We start from the raw sequence: 23,781 nt of genomic DNA on the forward strand, positions 1-23,781 counted from the left end.
AGCTTGCCAAAGGTTGTTTATCCCTTTTTATGTGATCTGGTCAAAGAATCCCGGGGATCTTTTATATACCCTGTAGCTTTGTGAGTAACAAATTGGGTTTAACCTATTAAAATAGACAGGTATGAAGACATTTTTACTCATGAAGGAGATCTATTTGGACGCCTTCAAAGCTTTGGAAAATTTTGTGGTCAGGCGTTTTTTTAGATTTTTTGCCTGGTTTAGTTTTATCATGTTTCTGGTAGTGGTTTATGCTTTTGTATACCGGATTCTTACCGGATTCCCTTTTGACTAAAACGGGATAGTGTTTATAATAGCTCTATGCGCAGAAAGTTTGATATTATTGATTTGTTTATCGTAGTGGGATGCCTTTTCATTTCATTTATGGTTTTCCTTATCATCAATGCTTTTCAATCACTCTGATTTAGATCAACCAACTTTTTTTAGTTTCTATACAGGCCGTACTTCAAAGTACGGCCTTTCTTTTTTGTATATGTATTTTAACATGGAATAAATCCAAATAGATGGAAATAATCCATATCTTAGCTTTCCTTTTTCGACAGTATGCAAAAGACCATCTTACACCTGGATCTCGACACTTTTTTTGTGTCGGTGGAACGACTCATCAACAGTGAGCTGAAGAACAAACCCCTGCTGGTAGGAGGCACCAGTGACAGGGGCGTAGTGGCTGCCTGCAGCTACGAAACCCGTGGCTTCGGTGTGCACTCGGGCATGCCCATGAAAATGGCCCGGGAACTCTGCCCCGAAGCCGTAGTGATTCGCGGTAATGCAGGCACCTATAGCAAACACTCCGATCTCGTGACCGACATCATCAAGGAGAAGGTCCCCGTCTTTGAAAAATCGAGTATTGACGAGTTCTATGCAGACCTTTCAGGGATGGACCGATTCTTTGGCTGCTATCAGTATGCCTCTGAATTGCGGAGGAGCATTATGAATGAAACAGGCCTTCCTATTTCCTTTGGCCTGTCTGTGAACAAGGTGGTCTCTAAAGTGGCTACCAACGAGGCTAAACCCAACAATCAGCTGAAGATCGACTTTGGATACGAAAAGCGGTTTTTGGCCCCGCTCTCCATCAAAAAGATTCCTATGGTGGGTGACAAGACCTACCAGACCCTTCGTAACCTGGGTCTGAGGCAGGTAAAAACCATACAGGAAATGCCGGTAGACATCATGCAGCGGGTACTGGGTGCCAACGGCAAGGTGATCTGGAAACGCGCCAATGGGGTAGATAATACGCCCGTTATTCCTTTTTCAGATCGCAAATCAATCTCCACAGAACGCACTTTTGACAGGGATACCATTGATATAGTCAAGTTGAGGGGTATTCTGATTGCCATGACGGAGAACTTGGCCTACCAGTTGAGGCGGGGAGAAAAATTAACCGCCTGCATTGCAGTAAAGGTGCGTTACTCAGATTTCAATACCTATTCCAAACAAATGCGTATTCCCTATACCAGCGCAGACCACATCCTGATTCCCAGGATCCTGGAGCTGTTCAATATTCTGTATAACAAACGGATGCTGGTCAGACTCATAGGGATCAGGTTTAGTTATCTGGTTCCGGGAAATTACCAGATCAATTTGTTTGAAGATACCGAAGAAGCCCTTAATCTTTACGCGGCCATGGACGACCTCCGGAAGCGTTTCGGGGACAAGAGCGTCATACGTGCTTCGGGAATGGGAGCCAAGACCATCGGGAGGATGGTGAACCCCTTTAACGGGCAGCCTCCCATTGTGCTGGCTCACCGAAAACAATAAGAAATTCCAAATCTCAAATTCCAAAATCCAAAAATGAAATGATGAAAAATAATAAAGTATATGATCTAGAAGAACGGACTTATCTATTTGCAAGAGATTGTAGGCTTTTTGTGAAATCCTTGCGAAGCACGCTGAGCAACATAGAAGATGGGAAACAGTTAATCAGGGCTTCTGGCTCTATAGGGGCTAATTATATAGAAGCCAACGAAAAACTGGGGGGAAGAGATTTTTTGATGAGACTCAAAATAGCGCGAAAAGAAGCTAAAGAAGCGTATTACTGGTTAAGGTTGCTAAAAGACATTAACTCCAATTGTTGTGAAGAAGTAGAGATATTAATGAGCGAAGTAGCGGAATTAAAAAGGATACTTTCAGCCATAATTAATAAAACCTCACCCAGCAAAGAGACCTTATAGTAATAAAATCTCACCTATTGGAATTTGAGATTTGGAATTTGGAATTTATACCTTGTATTTAAACTGTCACACATACTACAGCCTCCGCTACGGAACTTTCTCCGAGGTGGCCCTGTTGGAGCTTGCCAGGGAGAACGAGGTCACCCGCCTTGCCCTTACCGATATCAACAATACCTCGGCCTGCCTCAACTTTGTGAGAAGAGCTCCGGATTTTGGGATACAACCTATCCTGGGGATCGATTTCCGGAACGGGGTGGATGTCTGTTATGTAGGTATTGCAAAAAATAATCAAGGGTATCGGGAACTGAACGGTTTCCTCTCGGAACACCTCCACCAGGAAAAGGAATTTCCAAAACAAGCCCCGGCTTTTCGGAATGCATTTGTCATCTATCCCTTTGAAAAAGTACTGCTCAATGACCAGGAACATTTCCGTGAGCATGAGTATATCGGTATTTCTGTGGCAGACCTGAGGAGACTGCCCTTTTCCCGACTTATGGAACACAGGGACAAATTGGTGGTGTTGCAGCCGGTGACTTTCCGCAATAAGCGCGATTTTAATGCCCACCGCCTGCTTAGGGCTATTGACAATAATGTGCTACTGAGTAAACTCCCCAAGGAAGAGGAGGCTTCTCCCGAAGAGAAAATGTTCCCTGTGAGGAACCTGGCCAATGTCTTTTCCGAATATTCCTTTATACTGAAGAATACGGAACAACTCATGCACAATTGCAGTATCTCTTTCGATTTTTCGGTATCACGCAAATCCCAGAATCTCAGCACCTACCTCGAAAGCAGAGAGGCCGATGAAAAACTCCTGGAAGAGTTATGTTATCAGGGCCTGCCGTACCGTTACCCGGTAGTAGATAACAAGATAAGGGAGCGACTTGCCAAAGAATTGGAACTCATTAAAGAAAAGGGCTTTGTTTCTTACTTCCTGATTAACTGGGACATCGTCACCGAAGCCCGTAAACGTGATTTTTATTACGTGGGAAGAGGGAGCGGGGCCAACAGTATTGTGGCCTACCTGCTCCGGATCACCGATGTAGACCCCATAGAACTCGATCTCTATTTTGAACGTTTTATCAATTTATACCGTACTAATCCGCCCGATTTCGACATTGACTTCTCCTGGAAGGATCGGGAAGAAATAACGCAGTACATTTTTGATCGCTTTCAGCACGTGGCCCTGCTGGGGACTTACGTCACCTTTAAATCGAGGGGTGTGATACGGGAACTGGGAAAAGTCTTTGGCCTCCCCAAGGCAGAGATCGACTTCCTTTGTGAAGGGCATTACACCCCTTCCCAGCTGGATGAGGTCTCCCTGCTGGTCCTCAAATACGGCAACCTGATTAAAGACATGCCCAATTATCTGAGTATCCACGCCGGGGGTATCCTGATCAGCGATAAACCCCTGCATAGTTTTTCCGCCACCCACCTGCCGCCCAAAGGCTTCCCAACTGTCCAGTTCGACATGGTGATCGCCGAAGATGTAGGCCTGTATAAGTTCGATATCCTGGGGCAAAGGGGTCTGGCCAAGATCAAGGAAGCCATACAGATCCTGGCCCTCAACCAGCCTGAAGAATACGCCGGTATCGACATCCATGATATCAGGAAATTTAAGCAAGACCCCCACATCAACAGTATTATACGTTCGGCCCAGTGTATGGGCTGCTTTTACGTAGAATCTCCAGCCATGCGGATGCTGCTGAGAAAACTGGAGGTAGATACCTATCTGGGATTGGTGGCTGCCAGCTCTATCATCAGGCCGGGGGTTGCACAGAGCGGAATGATGCGGGAGTACATACTGCGGCATCGCAACCCGGGGAGGGCAGAGGAGAAGGGGCATCCCGTAATGCTCAATATCATGCCGGAGACCTACGGGGTGATGGTTTACCAGGAAGATGTGATTAAGGTAGCCCACTATTTTGCCGGCCTTAGCCTGGGGGAAGCTGACGTGCTTCGAAGGGGAATGAGCGGCAAGTACCGATCCCGCCAGGAATTCCAGAAGATCAAAGACAGGTTTGTTGAAAATTGCCGTAACAAGGGATACGAGGAATCGCTGATTCATGAGATCTGGCACCAGGTGGCCAGTTTTGCCGGATATGCATTTGCCAAAGGACATTCTGCCTCCTATGCTGTGGAGAGTTATCAAAGCCTGTTTTTGAGGGCCTACTACCCCCTGGAATACCTGGTGGCCGTACTCAATAACGGCGGTGGGTTCTACCGCTCAGAATTCTATGTACACGAGGCACGTATGCTGGGAGCTGTGATCCATGCTCCCTGTGTGAATAAAAGCCTGGCTGTGAACTGTATCTACGGCAAGGAGATCTACCTGGGCTATATGTACCTGAAAGATCTGGAGTCCCGGGTGATGGACCGTATCCTGAAAGAGCGGCAGGCCCATGGCAGCTTTACCTCCCTGGAGGACTTTTTAGACCGGGTGCTGATTTCCATTGAACAGATCAGTATTCTGATCCGGATAAACGCTTTCCGCTTTACGGGCGTGAACAAGCACGAGCTCTTGTGGCAGGCCCACCTTTTCCTCTCCAAGGGGAATACTGTAGACCACCCTAAACTCTTTCCCCCAACCCATCAGGATTTTGAGATCCCCAGGCTCCATACTACTGATCTGGAAACGGCCTTTACCCAACTCGAATTACTCGGGTTTTGCCTCTGCAGTCCCTTTGATTTACTAAAAGAGCCCCCAAAAAACAACAACGGGAGTAAAGATCTGCCTGCCTGCGAGGGGAGAAATATTGATATCTATGGCTACCTGGTAACGGTAAAAAACACCAAAACCCATACCGGCAAGCGAATGAACTTTGCCACCCTGGTAGACCAGCAGGGAGAGGTTTTCGATACGGTTTTATTTCCTCCGGTAGCGGCCAAATACCATTTCAGGGGTAAGGGAATCTATCGTTTTTACGGTAAGGTAGTGAGCGAATTTGGCTTTCTCAGTATTGAGGTTTTGAAGATGCAAAAGCAGGATTATATACAGGATCCCAGATATGCCGATATGAAAACAGCTAATAAAAGAAGTCCTTTGGCCAGGTCCAATAAACAAGTGACAGATGAAGAGCTCCATACATCAGACAAAAAAGGGAACTAAACTAAAAGCTGTAATTCGAAAGAGACAAATAGATATCTTTGAAAAAGCTACCTCAATGTGAAAAAATAATGATGAATAAAAAGAGCGCTAAAAAAGGAGTAATCTTTTTTCTGGGAATACTCACCATTTCCTGCTCTTCCACCTTCGAGGAAGTAGGTACTATTGAAGAGGACATCCTAATTCCTAAAGAAGAGGTAGATCTGCCTTTGAAAGAATTGAGCTTGTTAGATGTATCCTACGGCGAAAACCCACAACAGGCTTATGATATCTATTTGCCCGCAGACCGATCGTCTGATAAAACCAAGGTGATCCTACTCGTTCATGGCGGAGGATGGGTTGAAGGGGATAAGGCCAGTATGACACCTTTTATAGAGCTGATCAAAGAACGACACCCCCAACATGCCATTGTAAATATGAATTACGTTCTGGCTGGAGTAACTCCGGTGATTCCTGCGTTTCCCAACCAGTTTCTCGATATTCGGAAGGTGGTTGAAAAAATTATTGCTGAAAAGGAAGATTTACAGCTCCTACCTGAATTTGGTCTTATCGGGACCAGCGCAGGTGCCCACTTGTCATTAATGTACGATTTTGTCTATGACACAGAAGACCGGGTAAAATTTGTGGTAGATATCGTGGGCCCAACCGATTTTACTCATCCGTTCTTTTCAGAGGACCTTAATTTTAGCCTGGCCCTGTCACTCTTTGTTGACGAAAGCCAGTACCCTGAAGGTACCAATTACGCCGAAGCTACAAGTCCGGTTTTTAATGTTAGTTCAATGAGCAGTCCGGTTGCTATGTTCTACGGAAATCAGGATCCGCTCGTGCCCCTTGGCAATGGCGAGGCCCTGGATGTTGCCCTAACTTCTTTTGAAATAGAGCATATCTATACTATTTATGAAGGCGGACATGGGGATGATTGGAGTGATGCTGATATCCTAGATCTGCAAGAACAGATCAGCCGGTTTATTGAGGAATATCTTCCGGTTAATTAATGCGAGTATGCCTTGTCTCTTTAAAAGATTTGTACTGGTATTTGTGCAAGCTATGCTTATTTAGACTACATTTAATAGTATTCCCCAAGACTACAGTATTTCGCGCACAGTTTCGCCGCTTGTATATCCTACCTGATATGACGGTTTTTTGAAGTAAATCAAAACCAACCGTCATGAAACCAGTTTTATTTTTATTCCTGTTTTTTTTCACAAAACGTACTAAGAGCTTCCCAAAAAACAATTTTAAATTATTCTGTTACAACCTTGCCTATGTACAAGGTTTTAAAACAATATGCATCACCGTTGCATTGATAAAATTTCACATTAATATTATTAATTAATCTAAACCAACCAATTATGAAAAACCTAACAAAGTATGTAATGTTAATCACCTTGCTTTTTTTAGCCGTGTCTTGTAGTGAAGATGAACCAGAAATAATACTTGCCAAAGAAGGAGGGCCTTTTGAGATCAGTGAATTAATAGGTAATTGGGAAGCTACACAAGGAGTTTTCTTGAGAATCAGTGACAATTTGGTAGTGGATATAGTTGCGGATGGGGGATCTTTATCCCTAACCGTCCAAAGCGGCGACAGATGTACCTTTACTGTTGAACCGTTTGGTCGTGAGGCATACACCGTAAGTGGTGAAATGTACTGGGGAGACTATGAAGGTAACGATGCATTAATCATTGTATGGGATGGTAGTTCTCCTGATGAAGGGTCTTTTTTCCCGGTACAGGGAGTTGAACTTACCGCTACAACCTTTAGTTTGGGCTGCTTATCTGAATGCGGGGAATATGATTTTGATAATAATGGAAATTTTGAAGTAGCCGATTTAGGCTTTGAGTTTGTACGGAATTAAAATCCCTGTCCATGTTTTTAAAGGATTTTGATATTAATATAAACCCTGCTAATTAATTTTAGCGGGGTTATTTTTATGAAATAAACTCAGGTCCACTCTAATACAAAAAAGCATCCCAATTTTCTATACAGAAAAAGTAAAGCTTTCCGACTCGAAAAGGGCCCAAATAGATGGCCCTCCACAAGTAAAACCCCGGCTAACTCCGTTAGCTCTGGTACTTTTTCCATTCCTTCGCCTATATGAGCAAGCTTTTTGGCTCTGAAATGAAAAAAGTCCCTTATACATTGTATAAAGGACTTTTCTTCTTGCGGTCTGGACGGGACTCGAACCCGCGACCCCCTGCGTGACAGGCAGGTATTCTAACCAACTGAACTACCAGACCAATGATTTTATCTCTTTTTAGTGAGACTCTGACTACAGTCAGATTCAAATCTTGCTTCAACGGCTTTTAAAGCACGTTTGTTCAACCTTTCCCCTATATGGTTCGTAGGCGGATGCAAATATACGTTGCTTATCGAATTACACAAACAATTTTTCCAAAATAAAACACCCTATCCAAATGCCTGCCTTTCAATCATAAAAGTATTCAGGACCTTGGAAAATTCTTCCCTGATATCTACAGGGACATACTTGATCTTATACTTGGCACAGGTCAGTTTTAACTCGTCCATAAAAGCGTGGACCTCTTTTTCGTAGGCTTCCTTTATAGTATCTGCAAAAAGATCTATATGAACTCCTGTTTCCACATCCTTAAAACGCTTTGGCGTATTTTCAAAATTAAAGGACAATTCGGTTTCCATATCCAGTAAGTGAAATATAACTACCTCGTGCTTGTTGTATTTTAAATGCCGCAGGGCATCAAATAATTGCTCGTCCTCGGCTTCTGTCTGAAACATGTCTGTAAATAAAAAGACAAGACTTCGTCGCTTTAGTTTTTCTGCTATCTGATGCAGATAGGTGAAAGTCTTTGTTCCTGTTCCTTTTTTTCCGGCATCACCTACCTCGTTCAATCTGGCCAGCAACATCTGATGATGACGCTCGCTCCCTTTCTCGGGGGAATAATGAGAATAAACGTGAGAATAAATACTGAGGCCTACGGCATCGCGCTGCTTCTTCAATATATTCATCAGGGCGGCAATCGCCAGGACACCGAATCCTATTTTGTTGAGGTTTTTTAAACTGAGATCTTTTAATTCCGGATAGTACATGGAAGCCGAATTGTCGAGGATCATATGACATCTCAGGTTGGTCTCTTCCTCATAGCGCTTGGTGTAGAGCTTGTCGGTCTTACCGTATAACTTCCAGTCGATATGCTTCGTACTCTCCCCGATATTGTAAATTTTATGCTCTGCAAATTCCGCTGAAAAACCGTGAAAGGGACTTTTGTGAATGCCACTAATAAATCCTTCCACTACTTGTTTTGCAAGAAGCTCAAGATTTTGAAATAACCCGCTTTGTTCTAATTTTTGTTGCAGATCCATTGCCCTAAGATACGGATATGAGTACAAAAAAACCCGGGTGTTTACCCGGGCCTTATGTTTTATCTGAATAAAGTGCTTTTATAGCGCAGCATCTATTGCATCAGTATAAACCTTCTTCGGAGATACACCTACTTGTCTGCTTACGATCTCACCTCCTTTAAATACCAGTACCGTTGGAATGTTCCTGACACCAAACTTCGCAGCGTATTCCTGATTGCTGTCTACGTCTACTTTTCCCACAACGGCTTTTCCGTCATATTCATCACTCACTTCGTCAATGATTGGTCCTACCATTCGGCAAGGCCCGCACCAGGCCGCCCAAAAATCGACCACTACAGGTTTATCACTCTTTAATACTACTTCATCAAATGTAGCGTCTGTTATTTCTAATGCCATGATTCTTAAGTTTTGATTACGCAAATTTAGACAAATAATTCCCTAAAACCTTACTGGGGAAAGATTCGTTTTACCTATGCTATCATCACTGCAGACTATCAATTGAGTTTGTAATGGACTTCTTTATCCTCCAGTGTGGCCAGCAGCTCACTGCTGATCTGAACCTTTTGCTTTCTGCTGAGGAGCGTTACTTTGATTTCTTCCTGCATTTCGTAAACAGTGAACTGCAGCGGATGTTTCCCTTTGTGGGACCTCAGTGTGTCCTTCAGGTCCAGTATTTTATTTTCCTGTAGCTGGTCAATATCGAGTTTAATGGTGAGTTTTCGTGCGTAATTCTCCATCACATCCTGCAACAGCATAAACTGGTTAAATTGCATCCTGGGACCTCCCTTTTTCCCTGTCTCCCGGTTTACCCAACCTTCCCTGATAAATACTTTTATAAAGACGAAGGAATTGATCATCAGAAAATGCCGGAATTTGAGATATTCTTCTCCAAAAATTCTGAACTCAAAAGAATCTGTATAATCCTCAAGGGTGAACAAGGCCCATCCTTTCCCATTCCTGGAGATCCGGTGCTGTACATCGGTGATTACGCCGGCAAAACTCAGTTCCCGGTTGATCTGATCCTCCAGATTGTGAAAGAAGGATACGTTGGCATTGGCAAAAGCATTGATCTCCGCCTTAAAATCATCAAGGGGATGCCCTGAAATATAAATCCCAACAACTTCCTTTTCCCTTCGCAGTTTTTCCATGGTTCCCCATTCCACACAGGGAGGGACTTCCGGTTCGGGTATCTGTACCTCGCTGGCCTCGCCAAACAGACTCACCTGAGCAGAATTTTCATTTTCCTGGAATTTGGCACCATATCGGATTACCTTTTCCAAAAACGTAACCCCCTCACCTTCCAAATGAAAATACTGGGCCCTGTGGGTGTCTCCGAAGGAATCAAAACCTCCGGCAAGGGCGAGATTTTCAAATGCTTTCTTGTTCGCAGCCCTGAGATCGATTCGTTTGGCCAGATCAAAAACAGATTTAAAGGAACCATTCGCTTTTCGTTCTTCTACTATGGTTTTTACCGCAGATTGTCCCACACCTTTTATCGCCCCCATACCAAAACGCACCGCTCCTTCTTTATTTACGGCGAATTTGTAATAAGATTCGTTGACATCAGGACCCAATACTTCTAGCCCCATCCGCTTACATTCTTCCATAAAGAATGTTACCTGTTTAATGTCATTCATGTTGTTAGACAAGACGGCAGCCATGTATTCAGCAGGGTAGTGGGCCTTCAGGTATGCCGTCTGGTAGGCGATATAGGCATAACAGGTAGAATGACTTTTATTAAAGGCATAGGAGGCAAAGGCTTCCCAGTCTTTCCATATCTTCTCAAGGATTTCCCTGGGATGACCCTTCTTTTCCCCACCGTCGAGGAATTGGGGTTTTAGCTTTTGTAGCAGGGCAAAGATCTTCTTCCCCATGGCCTTTCTCAGGATATCGGCTTCACCTTTGGAAAAACCGGCGAGTTTCTGTGACAATAGCATCACCTGTTCCTGGTAAACTGTGATCCCATAAGTGTCTTTCAGGAATTCCTTCATTTCAGGAAGGTCATACGATATCTCTTCCTGACCGTGCTTACGTGCGATAAAACTGGGTATGTACTCCATTGGCCCCGGTCTGTAAAGGGCGTTCATCGCAATCAGGTCATCAAAAACAGAAGGCTTTAGTTCTTTGAGATGTTTTTGCATCCCAGGGGATTCGTACTGGAAAATCCCAACGGTGTCCCCTCTTTGGAAAAGTTCATAGGTCTTTTCATCGTCCAGTGGAAAATCGTCAGGGACCAGGTCTATTCCGTGCTTTGCGCTTACTATTTTTACGGTGTCCTTGATTAAAGTCAGGGTTTTCAACCCCAGGAAGTCCATTTTTAACAGTCCCGCACTTTCCACGACCGAATTGTCGAACTGGGTTACGTAAAGATCAGAATCCTTCGCCGTCGCTACAGGAACAAAATTGGTGATATCGTCTGGGGTAATGATTACTCCACAGGCATGAATTCCTGTATTTCGCAAAGACCCTTCTAAGACCCTGGCCATATTTACCGTCTGCGCCTCCAGGTCATCACCTTCGGAAATATTCAGCAGCTGATGCACTTTTTCAAGATCATCCTGTCTGAATTTCTTGCGAAGTTCTTCTTCAGGAACCTGGAAGATCTTCCCGAGTTTACCCATGGTCGGAATCAGCTTGGCAATCCGGTCTGCATCGGGAAGTGGCAGGTCTAATACCCTGGCCGTATCCCGAATGGAGGATTTAGCTGCCATGGTACCGTAGGTAATAATCTGGGCAACCTGATTGGCTCCGTATTTTTCAATGACATAGTCCATGACCTTTCCCCTGCCTTCATCGTCAAAGTCGATATCAATATCGGGCATAGATACCCTGTCCGGATTGAGGAATCGCTCAAAAAGCAGATTGTATTTCAGCGGATCAATGTTGGTAATTTTCAGACAGTAAGCCACCACTGAGCCTGCGGCAGACCCTCTTCCGGGACCCACAGAAACACCCATGTTACGAGCTTCCCGGATAAAATCTTCTACGATCAGAAAGTATCCCGGATATCCCGAATTCTCTATGGTCTTGAGTTCAAAGTTGATCCGCTCCTCGATCTCAGGAGATAATTCTGTATAACGCTCCCTGGCCCCTTCATAGGTAAGATGTTTTAAATAGGCATTTTCACCCCTGGTGCCTCCATCTGATTTATCTTCCTGTACTTTAAATTTCTCGGGGATTTCGAACTGCGGCAGTAACACCTCCCTGGCTAATTCATAGGGTTCAATTTTGGATATTACTTCCTCAATGTTCAGTATAGCCTCAGGTATGTCTTTGAAAAGCGACTTCATCTCCTCGGTGGATTTGAAGTAATATTCCTGATTGGGCAGGCCGTAGCGGTAACCTCTTCCGCGGCCTATTGGCGTAGCTTGTTTTTCCCCATCCTTTACACAAAGCAAGATATCATGCGCTTCGGCGTCCTCTTTTTTACAGTAGTAGGTGTTGTTAGACGCCACTACCTTAATCCCCAATTTCCGGGCCATGGCCAACAGAACCGGGTTAGCCCTGTTTTCATCCTCCTGCTCATGGCGCATCAATTCCACATAGAGATCTTCCCCGAAAATGGATTGCCACCAAATCAAGGCTTCCTCTGCCTGCTTTTCTCCGGTATTCAGGATTTTTGAAGCAATTTCACCATAAAGGTTTCCTGTAAGGACAATAAGGTCATCTTTGTATTGTTCAACGATCTTTCGGTCTATCCTGGGGACGTAATAGAAACCATCCGTGTATGCCAAGGATGCCATCTTCGCCAGATTGTGGTACCCATTTTTATTCTTTGCGAGGAAAACCATCTGGTATCCATAGTCCTTCTGGTTTTTGTTATTGTGATCCTCACAAACGAAGAACTCGCATCCTAAAATGGGAAGAATGGGTTGTTCGTCAAATTCTTCTCCTGCCTCTTTGGCTTTGGCTTCCCGATTTTTAACTCCGGCGTTATGGGCTTTTACTTCCTTTACAAAATGGAAGGCACCCATCATATTGGCATGGTCAGTTAGCGCCACAGCAGGCATTTTCTGGCTGGCGGTGATGGCAACCAAATCCTTGATTTTGATTGTGGATTGCAGTACGGAAAACTGGGAATGATTATGCAGGTGAACAAAAGGAGCGTCTTCCAGACTTTTCAGATTGGCCTTGATCTCTTCTCGGGAGATTTTTGGTTCTGTTTCAGGTTCCTGAGAATTAAGAGCTGCGGAAGCGGCTTTTAAATTTTTGTGCTTTAAGCCGAGGAGTTCAATTTTATCGGGATTGGCCTCAACAAAGCGGCTGTGATAGTCGGGTTCTACCCTGAGTTCCTGAGCCGTGAAGGATTTTATTCGAATAAGCTCAAAGAAACACCGACTCGTCGCTTCAACATCGGCTGCGGCATTATGGGCCTCTGAAAAGGGCTCCTGAAATAAAAATTCATGTAATTCTGTAAGGGTGGGGAGTTTAAATTTTCCTCCTCTTCCCCCGGGGATCTGGCATAGCTGAGCCGTTTTTTCGGTACAGGTATCCAGAACGGGTAAATTGAGCAGCTTAGTTTCCATTCCGGCCCTGTGGAATTCGGCTCCCGTGATGTTGATATCAAAACCCACATTTTGCCCCACGAGAAAGCGAGTTTTCCCAAGAGCTTCATTAAATAAATCCAGTGCATCGGCGAGGGTAATACCTTCTTTTTCTGCCAAAAGTGTAGAGATACCGTGAATCTGTTCCGCATCAAAAGGAATGTCAAATCCCTCCGGCTTGATGAGAAAGTCCTGCTGCTCCAGCAGATTGCCCATCTCGTCATGGAGTTGCCAGGCGAGCTGTACACATCTGGGCCAATTGTCCACATCAGTGACAGGAGCATTCCAGCGTTTAGGTAATCCGGTGGTTTCGGTATCAAAAATTAAATACATAGGGGTCTTTTAAAGCAGAACACTGAGGGGTTAAAAATATGGATTTAGGAAAGCTAAAAAAAACCTTCTTTTTAAGAGTTATTAACCAAAAAAAATCCGGTCAAAACCGGATTCTTCTTTTTCTATGCTCTGTGTTTTAGGAGAGTACTTCTTCGTACATTCTGGATGTTTCCAACGCTTTTTCGATATCGTGGCGCTGATTACTTAGCAAATCTCTTGTGGAGTTGGGTAAGATCCATTCCTTATTTTCCAATATGTCCTTGTAGGCACTGAGAATCTTTTTCTCTCCACGCTCTACTTCGTCCAGTAATTTCTCTGTTTCATTCGAGCTAAATGTGGACACAAATTTCATCCAGGCTCTGTGGAATTCTCCTTTAATGCTTCCGCTGTCTTCCGAGAGTTGGCCATAGGTCAGGATTTCTGATTTTAATTCTTGTCCGAAATTGCACCTTTGATTGGCTTTGTCTTCCAGAAATTTTTTGATGGCCGGATTTTCGACCTTTTCAGCGGCCAGGGAGTATCCCCGCTTCGCATCATATGTCAGGGTTAATAAATCATTTAGTTTTTGTGAAATCTTTTCTGAATACCTCATTAATCAATCTTCATTTTAAAATTATTACGTTGTTGGCTTTCAACAACTGTATATAAGATACAAGAATATCTCGCTTATGCAAGTAAACACGGGACTTTATAATGGTTTTAACGAATTTTCATAAGAAGTGTTAAAAGCTTAAACAGGAGATTAATTCGATAAAAACAGACTTATAGATGATTGTAGAATAAATGATAAAGTGTATATTTGCACGCTATTTCCAAAGAGGAAGAGTAGAATTAATAACCGAGGGTCGGGTACCCTGCAAAATTAATGTGATATGCCAGTTAGAATTAGACTTCAAAGACACGGAAAAAAAGGTAAGCCATTTTATTGGATCGTAGCTGCTGATGGCCGTGCAAAAAGAGATGGGAAATTCCTTGAAAAATTAGGGATCTACAATCCGAATACCAATCCTGCAACTATTGAAGTAAACGTCGATAACTCTGTTGAGTGGTTGAATAATGGGGCACAGCCTTCAGAAACCGCAAGACGTATTTTATCATATAAAGGAGTTCTTTTAAAGCACCATCTCATGGCAGGCGTGCGAAAAGGAGCCCATACAGAGGAAGAAGCCGAAAAGAAATTTCAGGCATGGCTGGATGAAAAATCAAAGGCTGTTGCCAAGAAGGAGGAGAACCTGAGCAAAGCTCAGCAGGAAGCAAGAAAGAAAGCGCTGGAAGCAGAAAGAGAAGTTTCTGAGAAAAGAGCTCAGGCTGCTGCAGAAGCCGAACTTCCCGAAACTCCCGAGGCAGTATCTGCTGAGGAAGAAGTGGAAGCTCTTGATGCAGCCCCTGAACCTCAGGAATCTGTAGCTCAGGAAGCGGAGGCAGAAACGGCTGCCCCTGCTGAAGAGGCTGCTCCCGAAGCTAAAGCTGAAGAAGCTGCCCCGGCCGAAGAAGTTGCACCTGAAGCAAAAGCAGAAGCTGCCCCGGCCGAAGAGGCCCCTGCAAAAGAAGATCCTAAACCTGCTGCAGATAAGGAGTAATGGGATATCGATCGATGCGAAAGGAAGAATGCTTCTACCTGGGCAAGATCGTTTCTAAATACAGCTTTAAAGGGGAGGTGCTCATTAAACTAGACACCGACGAACCTGAATTATACGATAATCTGGAATCAGTATTTATTTCCCTCGGAAATAATCTGGTTCCTTTTTTTATTCAACACTGTCAACTTCACAGATCCAGCCTTTTACGGGTGAGGTTTGAAGAAGTAAAGGAAGAGGCCGATGCAGATCGAATCCTGGGATCGGAAATTTACCTTCCCCTTGAATTCCTTCCCAAACTCAGTGGAAATAAATTCTATTACCACGAGGTCATAGGTTTTACCCTCATGGACAAGAACTATGGGGACATAGGTACTCTGATCTCTGTCAACGACTCGGCTTCCCAGGCGCTCTTTGTTGCTGAAAAACAGGGGAAACAACTTTTAATTCCCATCAATGATGATATAATCACCAGGATAGACCGGGATAACAAGACCATCTTTGTTGAAACTCCTGAAGGACTGGTATCCCTTTATCTAAACGATTAGCAGATAGGCCACTTTAAAACCAGACTCACGCCCCTTGAGAAAGCCGTTTCGATTTAAGCAATTTGAGGTTCACCAGGATCGTTGTGCCATGAAAGTGGGTACAGACGGGGTACTTTTAGGAGCCTGGACTCCTTTGGATAGGCAGCCAAAAAATATACTAGACATAGGCGCAGGTACCGGACTGATTGCCCTGATGCTGGCTCAGCGAAGCCTTGCCGAAACTATAGATGCCATTGAAATTGAAGAGGCAGCCTATGAGCAGTGTGTTGAAAATTTTGAGGCGTCGCCATGGGCAGACCGACTGTTTTGTTATCACGCAGGCCTGGATGAAATGGCTGAGGAATTGGAAGACCCTTATGAGCTCATTGTCTCTAACCCGCCTTTTTATAAAAGCGGTAGTGAAAGCGGGGATAAAGCCAGGGACCGCGCCAGGCAGAACAGTGCTCTTCCTTTCGGAGAATTACTTTTCTACGTTGATCAACTCCTGTCTCCAAATGGTTTTTTCTGCAGTATTATCCCATGTCAGGAAGAAGCGGGCTTTCTCGATTTGGCAAGGGGTTTCAATCTGTATCCTTTTAAAATTACCCGGGTAAAGGGAAACTTTGAATCAGAGGTAAAAAGGAGTTTACTGGTTTTTTCCAGGACTAATCAAGCCTGTGAAGAAGAGCTACTGGTAATCGAAAAACAAAGGCATGTATATACGGAAGCCTACAAGGAGTTGTGCCGTGATTTTTACCTGAAATTGTGAGATATCAGTCCATCTGGCCTGTCTACCTTACAACACTACATGAAGTTCCCAGATGGCGCTTCTCTATCTTTCGGGTCTTTTTTCCTCTAGCCTGAGCATTGGACGCAGCTGTTTATCAAAAAGAAATCCATATTTTTAAAAAGAACAAACAAGACCAGCTTTGATTCCAAAATTCTTTATCGATCCGGATATTGCCAGGGCAAGTACATTGCCTTCTTCTTTCTATCGTGATCCAAAGGTTTTTAAAGCCCTCAAGGAAGCCGTATTTTATTCTTCCTGGCAGTGGGTGGGGGACCAATTTGCCCTAGAGAAAAAAGGCTCGGTCTCACCATTTATACTCCTGCCCGATTTCCTGGATGAACCTATGCTTCTTTCAAAAGACAAAAAAGAGCAGCTGAATTGCCTCAGCAATGTTTGCACACACAGAGGTAATATTGTCGTTGGAGTAGCGGGTCATCACAATAAATTAAGTTGCCCTTATCACGGAAGAAGGTTTGGCCTGGATGGTAAATTTGAATTTATGCCGGAGTTTAAAGAGGCTGTCGATTTTCCGAGAAGTTGTGATAATTTACCTTCCTTCCCTTTAAAGAAGTGGGGCCCATTTCTCTTTGCCGGTTTAAGTCCAATTTTCGACTTTCAGAAGGTGATCGATTTTATGGATAAACGCATAGGTTTTTTGCCCCTCGTTAATTTTGCCAGGGCAAAAGAACTCGATAAAGACTACGAGATTAAAGCACATTGGGCGCTTTATTGTGACAATTATCTGGAAGGATTCCACATCCCTTTTGTTCATAATGATCTTAATGACGTACTGGATTACGGCAATTACGAAACTGTTCTTTCTGAATTCTGCAATTTACAAATAGGTTATGCAGAAGGCACCGATGAAGTTTTTGAACTGCCCGAAGACCATATTGATTTTGGGAAAGATGTTGCAGCCTACTATTTCTGGGTCTTTCCCAATATGATGTTTAATTTCTATCCCTGGGGCGTATCGGTCAACATCGTTCAGCCTCTCGAGATTTCCAGGACAAAAGTTTCCTTTATTTCTTATGTATATAACGCTTCTAAACTAAATAAAGGAGCCGGTACGGGTCTTCATAAGGTTGAGATGGAAGATGAAGCCGTTGTTGAAAGTGTGAATAGGGGTATCCGATCCAAATATTATCAGGCTGGTAGATTTTCCCCAACCCGGGAAAAAGGAGTTCATCATTTCCACACTCTGCTGGCCAGGTTCCTCAATGGAGAAGTTGAATCCCAATAAGGGAAATCTTCCTAATATCTATTTTCTTGCATTGGTTTGTTATCCCACATGTAATACCTTTGGAAAAACTTTTATCCTATGAGGCCCGATCTTTTTGAAGCCCCCGATTATTACCAATTAGATGACCTATTGACAGAAGAACATCTTTTGGTGCGCGATGCTGCCCGGCAGTGGGTAAAACGCGATGTGTCTCCTATCATCGAAGATTATGCTCAGAAAGCTGAGTTTCCAAAGCAAATCCTGAAGGGATTGGCTGAGATCGGTGCATTCGGACCTTATATTCCCGAAGAATACGGAGGTGCAGGTTTAGATCAGATCAGTTACGGTCTTATTATGCAGGAGATTGAACGAGGAGATAGCGGGGTCAGGTCCACGGCCTCGGTACAATCCTCCCTGGTGATGTATCCCATCTTTGCATACGGATCGGAAGAACAAAGGAAAAAATTTCTGCCCAAGCTGGCCACTGGTGAACTTATGGGATGCTTTGGCCTTACAGAACCGGATCACGGCTCAAATCCCGGTGGAATGACCACCAATTTTAAGGATAAAGGGGATCACTATTTACTCAATGGTGCCAAGCTTTGGATTTCTAATTCTCCCTTTGCCGACATCGCCATCGTATGGGCAAAAAATGAAGAAGGACGTATTCACGGCCTGATCGTCGAAAGGGGTATGGAAGGATTTTCCACTCCCGAAACCCACAATAAATGGTCTTTGAGGGCTTCTGCTACAGGGGAACTTATTTTTGACGATGTAAAGGTTCCCAAAGAGAACTTGTTACCCGGCAAAAATGGATTGGGCGCCCCGCTGGGATGCCTCGACTCTGCCCGATACGGGATCGCTTGGGGAGCAATAGGAGCAGCTATGGATTGTTATGATACCGCCCTGAGATACGCCAAGGAAAGAGTGCAGTTCGGAAAACCTATTGCGGCAACTCAACTGCAGCAAAAGAAATTAGCCGAAATGGTCACAGAGATCACAAAAGCTCAATTGCTTGCCTATCGTCTGGGTCAGTTAAAGAATGAAGGCAAAGCGACTACTGCCCAAATTTCAATGGCAAAAAGGAATAATGTTGAAATGGCGATTAAAATTGCCAGGGAAGCCCGGCAGATACTAGGAGGCATGGGGATAACGGGTGAATATCCTATTATGCGGCATATGATGAACCTTGAATCTGTACTTACATACGAGGGTACTCATGATATTCACCTCCTGATTACAGGGGCGGATATTACAGGCCATCAGGCCTTCAAATAAATTCGGTTTAGTGTCCCAGGATTTCTTCAACCAAACTTAATAGCGCCTCACTTCTTTCAAAGGCCAATTGGGTGAAATAAAACAAGTTCCTGCTTCGATCGAGGTTGTGATCAGGATAGGAAATTCTGTAGTATACATCATTATTGAGATAATCTGTCAGTGCCCTGAGACCGTGTAAGTAAGGCATAAGAACTACCCCCGCAGGGATCGCCTGTTTTTCTGCATCACTTAGTTGTAGTTCACTCGCTTCGATACCCTTCAGGAAGGACGAAACCATCTTTAGATCAAAACCGATGGTTTTCAGATTCTTTTCATCCTCGGGTACAGGATTGGCCAATGTTCTGATGATGTCACCCAGATCGTAGATAATACGCCCGGGCATTACCGTATCCAGGTCGATCAAACACAGCCCTTTTCCCGTATCCTTTGAGAATAGGAAATTATTGAGCTTGGTGTCATTGTGGCAAATACGAAGTGACAGGGAATCAATGTCCTTATCCAATTTTAAAAACGTCTCTTCTGCAAATTCGATTTCCTTTAAGGCATTCTGTCGCCTCTCTTTCTTTGCCTGCTTAAAGGCATTTAGATATTCTTGCCTTCTGTGGTTCAGGTTGTGAAAACCGGGGAGCACTTCCCTGAATTCTTCAACCGAAACACCATCGAGCTGCTTGTGAAATAATCCCAATATCCTTCCGGCCTCATAGGCCACCTCAGGGTCTTTGGTATAGTCAAAGGCTACACTATCAGGAACAAAAGTGAGCAAACGCCAATAGCCACCTTCCTCATCTTTATAATAGGGCAGGCGGGCCTTGGTGGGCATATATGAAATAGAATGGTAATTCTCTGCTCTGAGCAGAGGTATCAACGCCTTCAGGTTTTTCATGATGGCCGGTACATCCGGAAAAACTTCACCGTTGATGCGTTGTAAAATAAATTCGGTTTGGTCTCCATCCAGGATTTGGAAGGTGGTATTGATATACCCCTGACTTACAGGACGGATCTTGTAGTCTTTTTGTTCAATGACAAAATGCTTCAGCGCCTTCGCTGCTGCAAATTCCATTTTTCAGGGGTTTTAAAGATTTATTTCCAAAGGGGTGATCGGTACTGGCCTTCGCTGGTCATTGTCTTCAACTGTGCCATTGCGGTTTCCTTGTCATTGGCGTAAGTAACACCGAACCACATGCTTTCAGAAGGAATTACTTCCACTTTGGTTTTGCCTTGTTGTAACATCGCCTGTATAACAAAAGGAAGGTAAACCTCTCCTTTTTCCAAATTCTCCTCTTCTTTAAAGAAGCTTCGGATATCTTCTTCTATCTGATCGAAAATAATCGGTTTACAAACCCAAAAATTCATGCTGACCAACTCTTCTCCAGAAAACTTAGTGTCCGAATCGGCATCTGAAATTCCTTTCTCTCCTTCTTCTATTTGTGTGCGCTCTTCTACAGAGACTAATGAATTCCCGTCCTGTTTGCATACGCCACGGGAAACCGAACCATAAGGAGATAAGGTATCTTTTAAGGTATAGGCTACCAAACCAAATGCATTGGGATCAGAATCGCCGGCAACAAATTTTGCTGCATTTTTAAATGCTTGTTTGCCGTAGTAATCATCAGCATTGATTACAGAAAATGGTCCGTCAATTACCTTTCTTGCCGACCAAACCGCATGGGCAGTGCCCCAGGGTTTTGTTCGTTCTCCCGTATAGGAAACTCCATCAGGGAGATCCTTTACTTCCTGAGCTACCACATCGAGTTTTGTCGCTCCGGGGATCCTGGCGGAGAGGTATTCCTTTAGAAATTTTACATTGTCTTTCTGTGTAACCACAACAATGTGGTCAAAGCCATTTTCAAGGGCGTCATAAATACTGAATTCCATGAGAAACTCATCGAACGGGCCAAGGCCGTCGAACTGTTTCAGGGCTCCATATCTGCTTCCCCTTCCGGCCGCCATCAGTAATAAGGTCATAGTTTACGAATTTGCGCTCAAAAATAGGTTTTTAGAGAACAATATGAAGGAGGACAAGGAGAATTTCATAAATTGATAATATTAAATCTATAAATAAACATGACCAGCAGAAGGCAATTTATTCGCAAAACAGCCATAGCAGGGGCAGGTATGAGTATTGTTCCTCATTGGGTCTCCGCAAAACACAATTCCCGGGATAATGAGGAATTAAGGGTTGGACTCATAGGAGTTGGCCTAAGAGGGACGAATCATTTACAGAACTTACTCCTCAGGCAAGACGTAAGAGTTACCGCACTATGCGATATCGACCCCAATCGCATTTCCCTTTGCAAAAAGTTGATAACAGAAGCGGGTAAAAAGCTCCGCTTATTTTTGAAAAAGGACCTAATGACTACCTCAATCTCCTGGAAAGTAAAGAAGTTGATGCAGTCATTATTGCAACACCCTGGCTCTGGCACACCCGGATGGCTGTAGAAGCCATGAAAGCCGGGAAATACGCCGGGGTAGAGGTTTCCGCAGCAAATACCCTGGAAGAGTGCTGGGATCTGGTGAACACCCATGAAGCCACCGGAACCCATTTAATGATCCTGGAAAATGTAAATTACAGGCGTGACGTACTGGCTGTTTTGAACATGGTTAAGCAAGGAGTGTTTGGGGAATTGGTGCATTTCAGGTGCGGATATCAGCACGATTTGAGAGCGGTGAAATTTAATGACGGAAAACAGCCTTATGGCGGAGGTGTTGAGTTTGGTGAAAAGGCTATTTCAGAAGCTCGATGGCGCACCTTGCATTCAGTAAAACGAAATGCCGACGTTTATCCCACTCACGGGCTTGGTCCTATAGCTGTAATGGCTGATATCAATAGAGGGAATCGGTTTGTATCCCTAACCTCTCACGCGACCAAATCGATTGGTCTTCACAATTATATCGTAAAAAAGGGAGGTGATGACCATCCAAATGCTAAGGTCAGGTTTAAGCAAGGAGATGTCATAACTACTACTATTGACACTTCTCATGGAGAAACGATCATTATAACTCACGATTGTAACCTGCCAAGACCGTATTCTCTGGGATTCAGAGTGCAGGGCGCGAATGGTCTGTGGGAAGTTGACGGTAACCGCATTTATGTGGAAGGTAAATCTGAGCCACATCGATGGGATAATGCAAAGGATTGGCTTGATAAATACGATCACCCCCTTTGGAAAAAATATGGTGAATACGCTGCCGGTGCCGGTCACGGAGGCATGGATTTTTTCGTATTACACGCCTTTGTAGAATCGGCCAAAGCCAATATCGCTCCGCCTCTTGATGCCTATGACGCTGCTGCATGGAGCGCGGTTACTCCCTTGTCTGAAGCTTCTATTTTTCAAAAAGGTGAACCGCAGGAGTTTCCTGATTTTACCCGAGGGCTGTGGATCAAAAGAAAACCGTATTCCTGGATAAAAGACTCCTACTGATTTCCACACACATGGAAACACTCCAGAAGAGGTAGATGATTTTTATCATATTTTTCCTGCTTAGGGCGGTGTACTTTTGATAGAAATCCAATCGTATGCCTAATCTTATCCAAAAGTATAATGTCCAGGGACCACGCTATACCAGCTACCCTACGGTTCCCTATTGGGATATTAATTCTTTTTCCGGCAAAGCCTGGAAACAAACTCTGATAAAGAGTTTTAATGAAAGCAATAAAAAGGATGGAATTAGCCTTTATCTTCATTTGCCGTTCTGTGAAAGCATGTGCACTTTTTGCGGCTGTCACAAAAGAATAACGAAGCGGCACGAGGTGGAAATTCCTTATATAGAATCGGTATTAAAGGAATGGAAATTATACTGTGCCCTTTTCCCGGAAAAACCAATAATAAAAGAGTTGCATCTTGGCGGAGGAACACCGACCTTTTTTTCTGCTCACCACCTGGAATTACTGCTCAAAGGAATTTTCAATCATGCAGAGATAGCCAGTGATCGTGAATTTAGCTTTGAAGGTCACCCGAACAATACTACCCGGGAACATTTGCAGACCTTATACGATCTGGGATTCAGAAGGGTGAGTTTTGGAGTACAGGATTACAGCGAAAAAGTACAAAAGGCTATCCACAGGGTACAGCCTTTCGAAAATGTAAAGAAAGTAACGCAATGGTCTCGGGAAATAGGATACACTTCTATTGGGCACGATCTGATCTTTGGCTTGCCACATCAGCAGATGGAAGATATCAGGGAGACCATTTCTAAGACAAGGGAGTTAATGCCAGACCGACTGGCATTTTACAGCTATGCGCATGTACCCTGGTTAAAAGGTAGCGGACAAAGAGGATTTAAAGATAAGGACCTCCCTACGGCTGAGGAGAAAAGACAGCAATACGAACTTGGAAAGAAATTGCTCACCGAAGCAGGATATTTTGAGATTGGGATGGACCACTTTGCTCTGAAAAGGGAATCTCTCTACAAGTCTTTTGAAAATCAAAAACTTCACAGGAATTTTATGGGATACACTTCATCGCGAACGCAGTTGATGATTGGCCTGGGAGCATCGAGTATAAGCGACAGTTGGTACAGTTTTGCGCAGAATGTGAAGAATATAGAGGAGTACCAGCATTTGGTAGAAAATGATATTATCCCCATCTACAGGGGGCATATTCTCTCAGAAGAGGATTTGGTCATACGCCGGCATATTCTTAACTTAATGTGTAGGATGAAAACCTCCTGGGAAGATCAATCCCTCAAATTTAATGAGCTCGACCTGGTCCTCGATCACTTAAAAGAAATGGAAATCGACGGACTTATCGATACTAAGGACAATCAACTTAGCGTTACAGAAGCAGGAAGGCCATTTGTCAGAAACGTATGTATGGCGTTTGATCTGCTCTTGCATAGAAAAGCGCCGAACAAAAGAGTATTCTCAATGACCATTTAACC

At 43.9% G+C, this 23,781-nt stretch carries 18 protein-coding genes, 1 tRNA gene and 1 pseudogene; 13 read left to right on the plus strand and 7 right to left on the minus strand.

The window, feature by feature from the left end; genetic code table 11:
* The first annotated feature begins 121 nt into the window (after positions 1–121).
* The 6 genes from EQY75_RS13945 (at position 122) to EQY75_RS00720 (ending at position 7,148) form a co-directional block, all read left to right on the plus strand.
* Complete coding sequence (locus EQY75_RS13945; RefSeq protein WP_165200413.1) at positions 122–292, plus strand: DUF6747 family protein; 171 nt, start codon at positions 122–124, stop codon at positions 290–292.
* Positions 293–561: 269 nt separating this feature from the next.
* Positions 562–1,776, plus strand: coding sequence for a DNA polymerase Y family protein (locus EQY75_RS00700; protein ID WP_129601965.1), 1,215 nt, complete (start codon positions 562–564; stop codon positions 1,774–1,776).
* A gap of 38 nt (positions 1,777–1,814) precedes the next feature.
* Positions 1,815–2,189, plus strand: a complete 375-nt coding sequence (locus EQY75_RS00705) for a four helix bundle protein (protein WP_129601967.1) — start codon at positions 1,815–1,817, stop codon at positions 2,187–2,189.
* Between the two features lie 52 nt (positions 2,190–2,241).
* Positions 2,242–5,295 carry a DNA polymerase III subunit alpha gene (locus EQY75_RS00710; RefSeq protein WP_129606856.1) on the plus strand — a complete coding sequence of 1,018 codons (3,054 nt, stop codon included), beginning with the start codon at positions 2,242–2,244 and terminating at the stop codon, positions 5,293–5,295.
* 68 nt (positions 5,296–5,363) lie between these two features.
* Positions 5,364–6,287 (plus strand): alpha/beta hydrolase, encoded by a 924-nt coding sequence (locus EQY75_RS00715; RefSeq protein WP_246019927.1) that lies wholly within the window; start codon positions 5,364–5,366, stop codon positions 6,285–6,287.
* A gap of 357 nt (positions 6,288–6,644) precedes the next feature.
* Positions 6,645–7,148, plus strand: coding sequence for a hypothetical protein (locus tag EQY75_RS00720; RefSeq protein WP_129601969.1), 504 nt, complete (start codon positions 6,645–6,647; stop codon positions 7,146–7,148).
* Positions 7,149–7,456: 308 nt separating this feature from the next.
* On the opposite strand, the gene EQY75_RS00725 is transcribed toward EQY75_RS00720, so the two are convergent.
* The 5 genes from EQY75_RS00725 to EQY75_RS00745 all read right to left on the minus strand — a co-directional run bounded on the left by EQY75_RS00725 (position 7,457) and on the right by EQY75_RS00745 (position 14,098).
* Positions 7,457–7,530, minus strand: a tRNA-Asp gene (locus EQY75_RS00725).
* A gap of 169 nt (positions 7,531–7,699) precedes the next feature.
* Positions 7,700–8,629, minus strand: a complete 930-nt coding sequence (locus EQY75_RS00730; RefSeq protein ID WP_129601971.1) for a DUF58 domain-containing protein — start codon at positions 8,627–8,629, stop codon at positions 7,700–7,702.
* 78 nt (positions 8,630–8,707) lie between these two features.
* Positions 8,708–9,025 (minus strand): thioredoxin, encoded by a 318-nt coding sequence (gene trxA, locus EQY75_RS00735; protein ID WP_129601973.1) that lies wholly within the window; start codon positions 9,023–9,025, stop codon positions 8,708–8,710.
* A gap of 98 nt (positions 9,026–9,123) precedes the next feature.
* Positions 9,124–13,506 carry a DNA polymerase III subunit alpha gene (gene dnaE, locus EQY75_RS00740; protein WP_129601975.1) on the minus strand — a complete coding sequence of 1,461 codons (4,383 nt, stop codon included), beginning with the start codon at positions 13,504–13,506 and terminating at the stop codon, positions 9,124–9,126.
* A gap of 136 nt (positions 13,507–13,642) precedes the next feature.
* Positions 13,643–14,098 carry a ferritin-like domain-containing protein gene (locus EQY75_RS00745; RefSeq protein ID WP_129601978.1) on the minus strand — a complete coding sequence of 152 codons (456 nt, stop codon included), beginning with the start codon at positions 14,096–14,098 and terminating at the stop codon, positions 13,643–13,645.
* Positions 14,099–14,378: 280 nt separating this feature from the next.
* Here EQY75_RS00745 and EQY75_RS00750 point away from each other — a divergent pair, with 280 nt between their 5' ends.
* From EQY75_RS00750 to EQY75_RS00770, 5 genes are all read left to right on the plus strand, one after another.
* The gene (locus tag EQY75_RS00750; RefSeq protein WP_129601980.1) at positions 14,379–15,086 is read left to right on the plus strand and encodes a 30S ribosomal protein S16; all 708 of its coding nucleotides are present in this window, start codon (positions 14,379–14,381) and stop codon (positions 15,084–15,086) included.
* 14 nt (positions 15,087–15,100) lie between these two features.
* On the plus strand, positions 15,101–15,631 hold the full coding sequence (rimM, locus tag EQY75_RS00755) for a ribosome maturation factor RimM (protein ID WP_129606860.1): 531 nt from the start codon (positions 15,101–15,103) through the stop codon (positions 15,629–15,631).
* A gap of 34 nt (positions 15,632–15,665) precedes the next feature.
* Entirely contained in the window at positions 15,666–16,379 is a 714-nt protein-coding gene (locus tag EQY75_RS00760; RefSeq protein ID WP_246019929.1) for a tRNA1(Val) (adenine(37)-N6)-methyltransferase, read from the plus strand.
* A 160-nt stretch (positions 16,380–16,539) separates the two neighbouring features.
* Positions 16,540–17,643 carry an aromatic ring-hydroxylating oxygenase subunit alpha gene (locus EQY75_RS00765; RefSeq protein WP_217349964.1) on the plus strand — a complete coding sequence of 368 codons (1,104 nt, stop codon included), beginning with the start codon at positions 16,540–16,542 and terminating at the stop codon, positions 17,641–17,643.
* A 78-nt stretch (positions 17,644–17,721) separates the two neighbouring features.
* Positions 17,722–18,900 (plus strand): acyl-CoA dehydrogenase family protein, encoded by a 1,179-nt coding sequence (locus EQY75_RS00770; RefSeq protein ID WP_129601981.1) that lies wholly within the window; start codon positions 17,722–17,724, stop codon positions 18,898–18,900.
* A 7-nt stretch (positions 18,901–18,907) separates the two neighbouring features.
* Here the strand turns inward: EQY75_RS00770 and EQY75_RS00775 are convergent, their stop codons facing one another.
* Together EQY75_RS00775 and EQY75_RS00780 are read right to left on the minus strand one after the other, a co-directional pair.
* A complete protein-coding gene (locus EQY75_RS00775; protein WP_129601983.1) occupies positions 18,908–19,960 on the minus strand; it encodes a phosphotransferase enzyme family protein in 1,053 nt (350 codons plus the stop codon).
* 20 nt (positions 19,961–19,980) lie between these two features.
* Positions 19,981–20,865: a nucleotidyltransferase family protein gene (locus tag EQY75_RS00780; protein ID WP_246019931.1), complete on the minus strand. Its 885-nt coding sequence runs from the start codon at positions 20,863–20,865 to the stop codon at positions 19,981–19,983.
* A 99-nt stretch (positions 20,866–20,964) separates the two neighbouring features.
* Here EQY75_RS00780 and EQY75_RS00785 point away from each other — a divergent pair.
* Positions 20,965–22,322: pseudogene (locus EQY75_RS00785) on the plus strand (Gfo/Idh/MocA family protein).
* A gap of 95 nt (positions 22,323–22,417) precedes the next feature.
* The gene (hemN, locus tag EQY75_RS00790; RefSeq protein WP_129601985.1) at positions 22,418–23,779 is read left to right on the plus strand and encodes an oxygen-independent coproporphyrinogen III oxidase; all 1,362 of its coding nucleotides are present in this window, start codon (positions 22,418–22,420) and stop codon (positions 23,777–23,779) included.
* Positions 23,780–23,781: the final 2 nt, after the last annotated feature.

The sequence above is a fragment of the Muriicola soli genome (assembly GCF_004139715.1).
Taxonomy (GTDB): domain Bacteria; phylum Bacteroidota; class Bacteroidia; order Flavobacteriales; family Flavobacteriaceae; genus Muriicola; species Muriicola soli.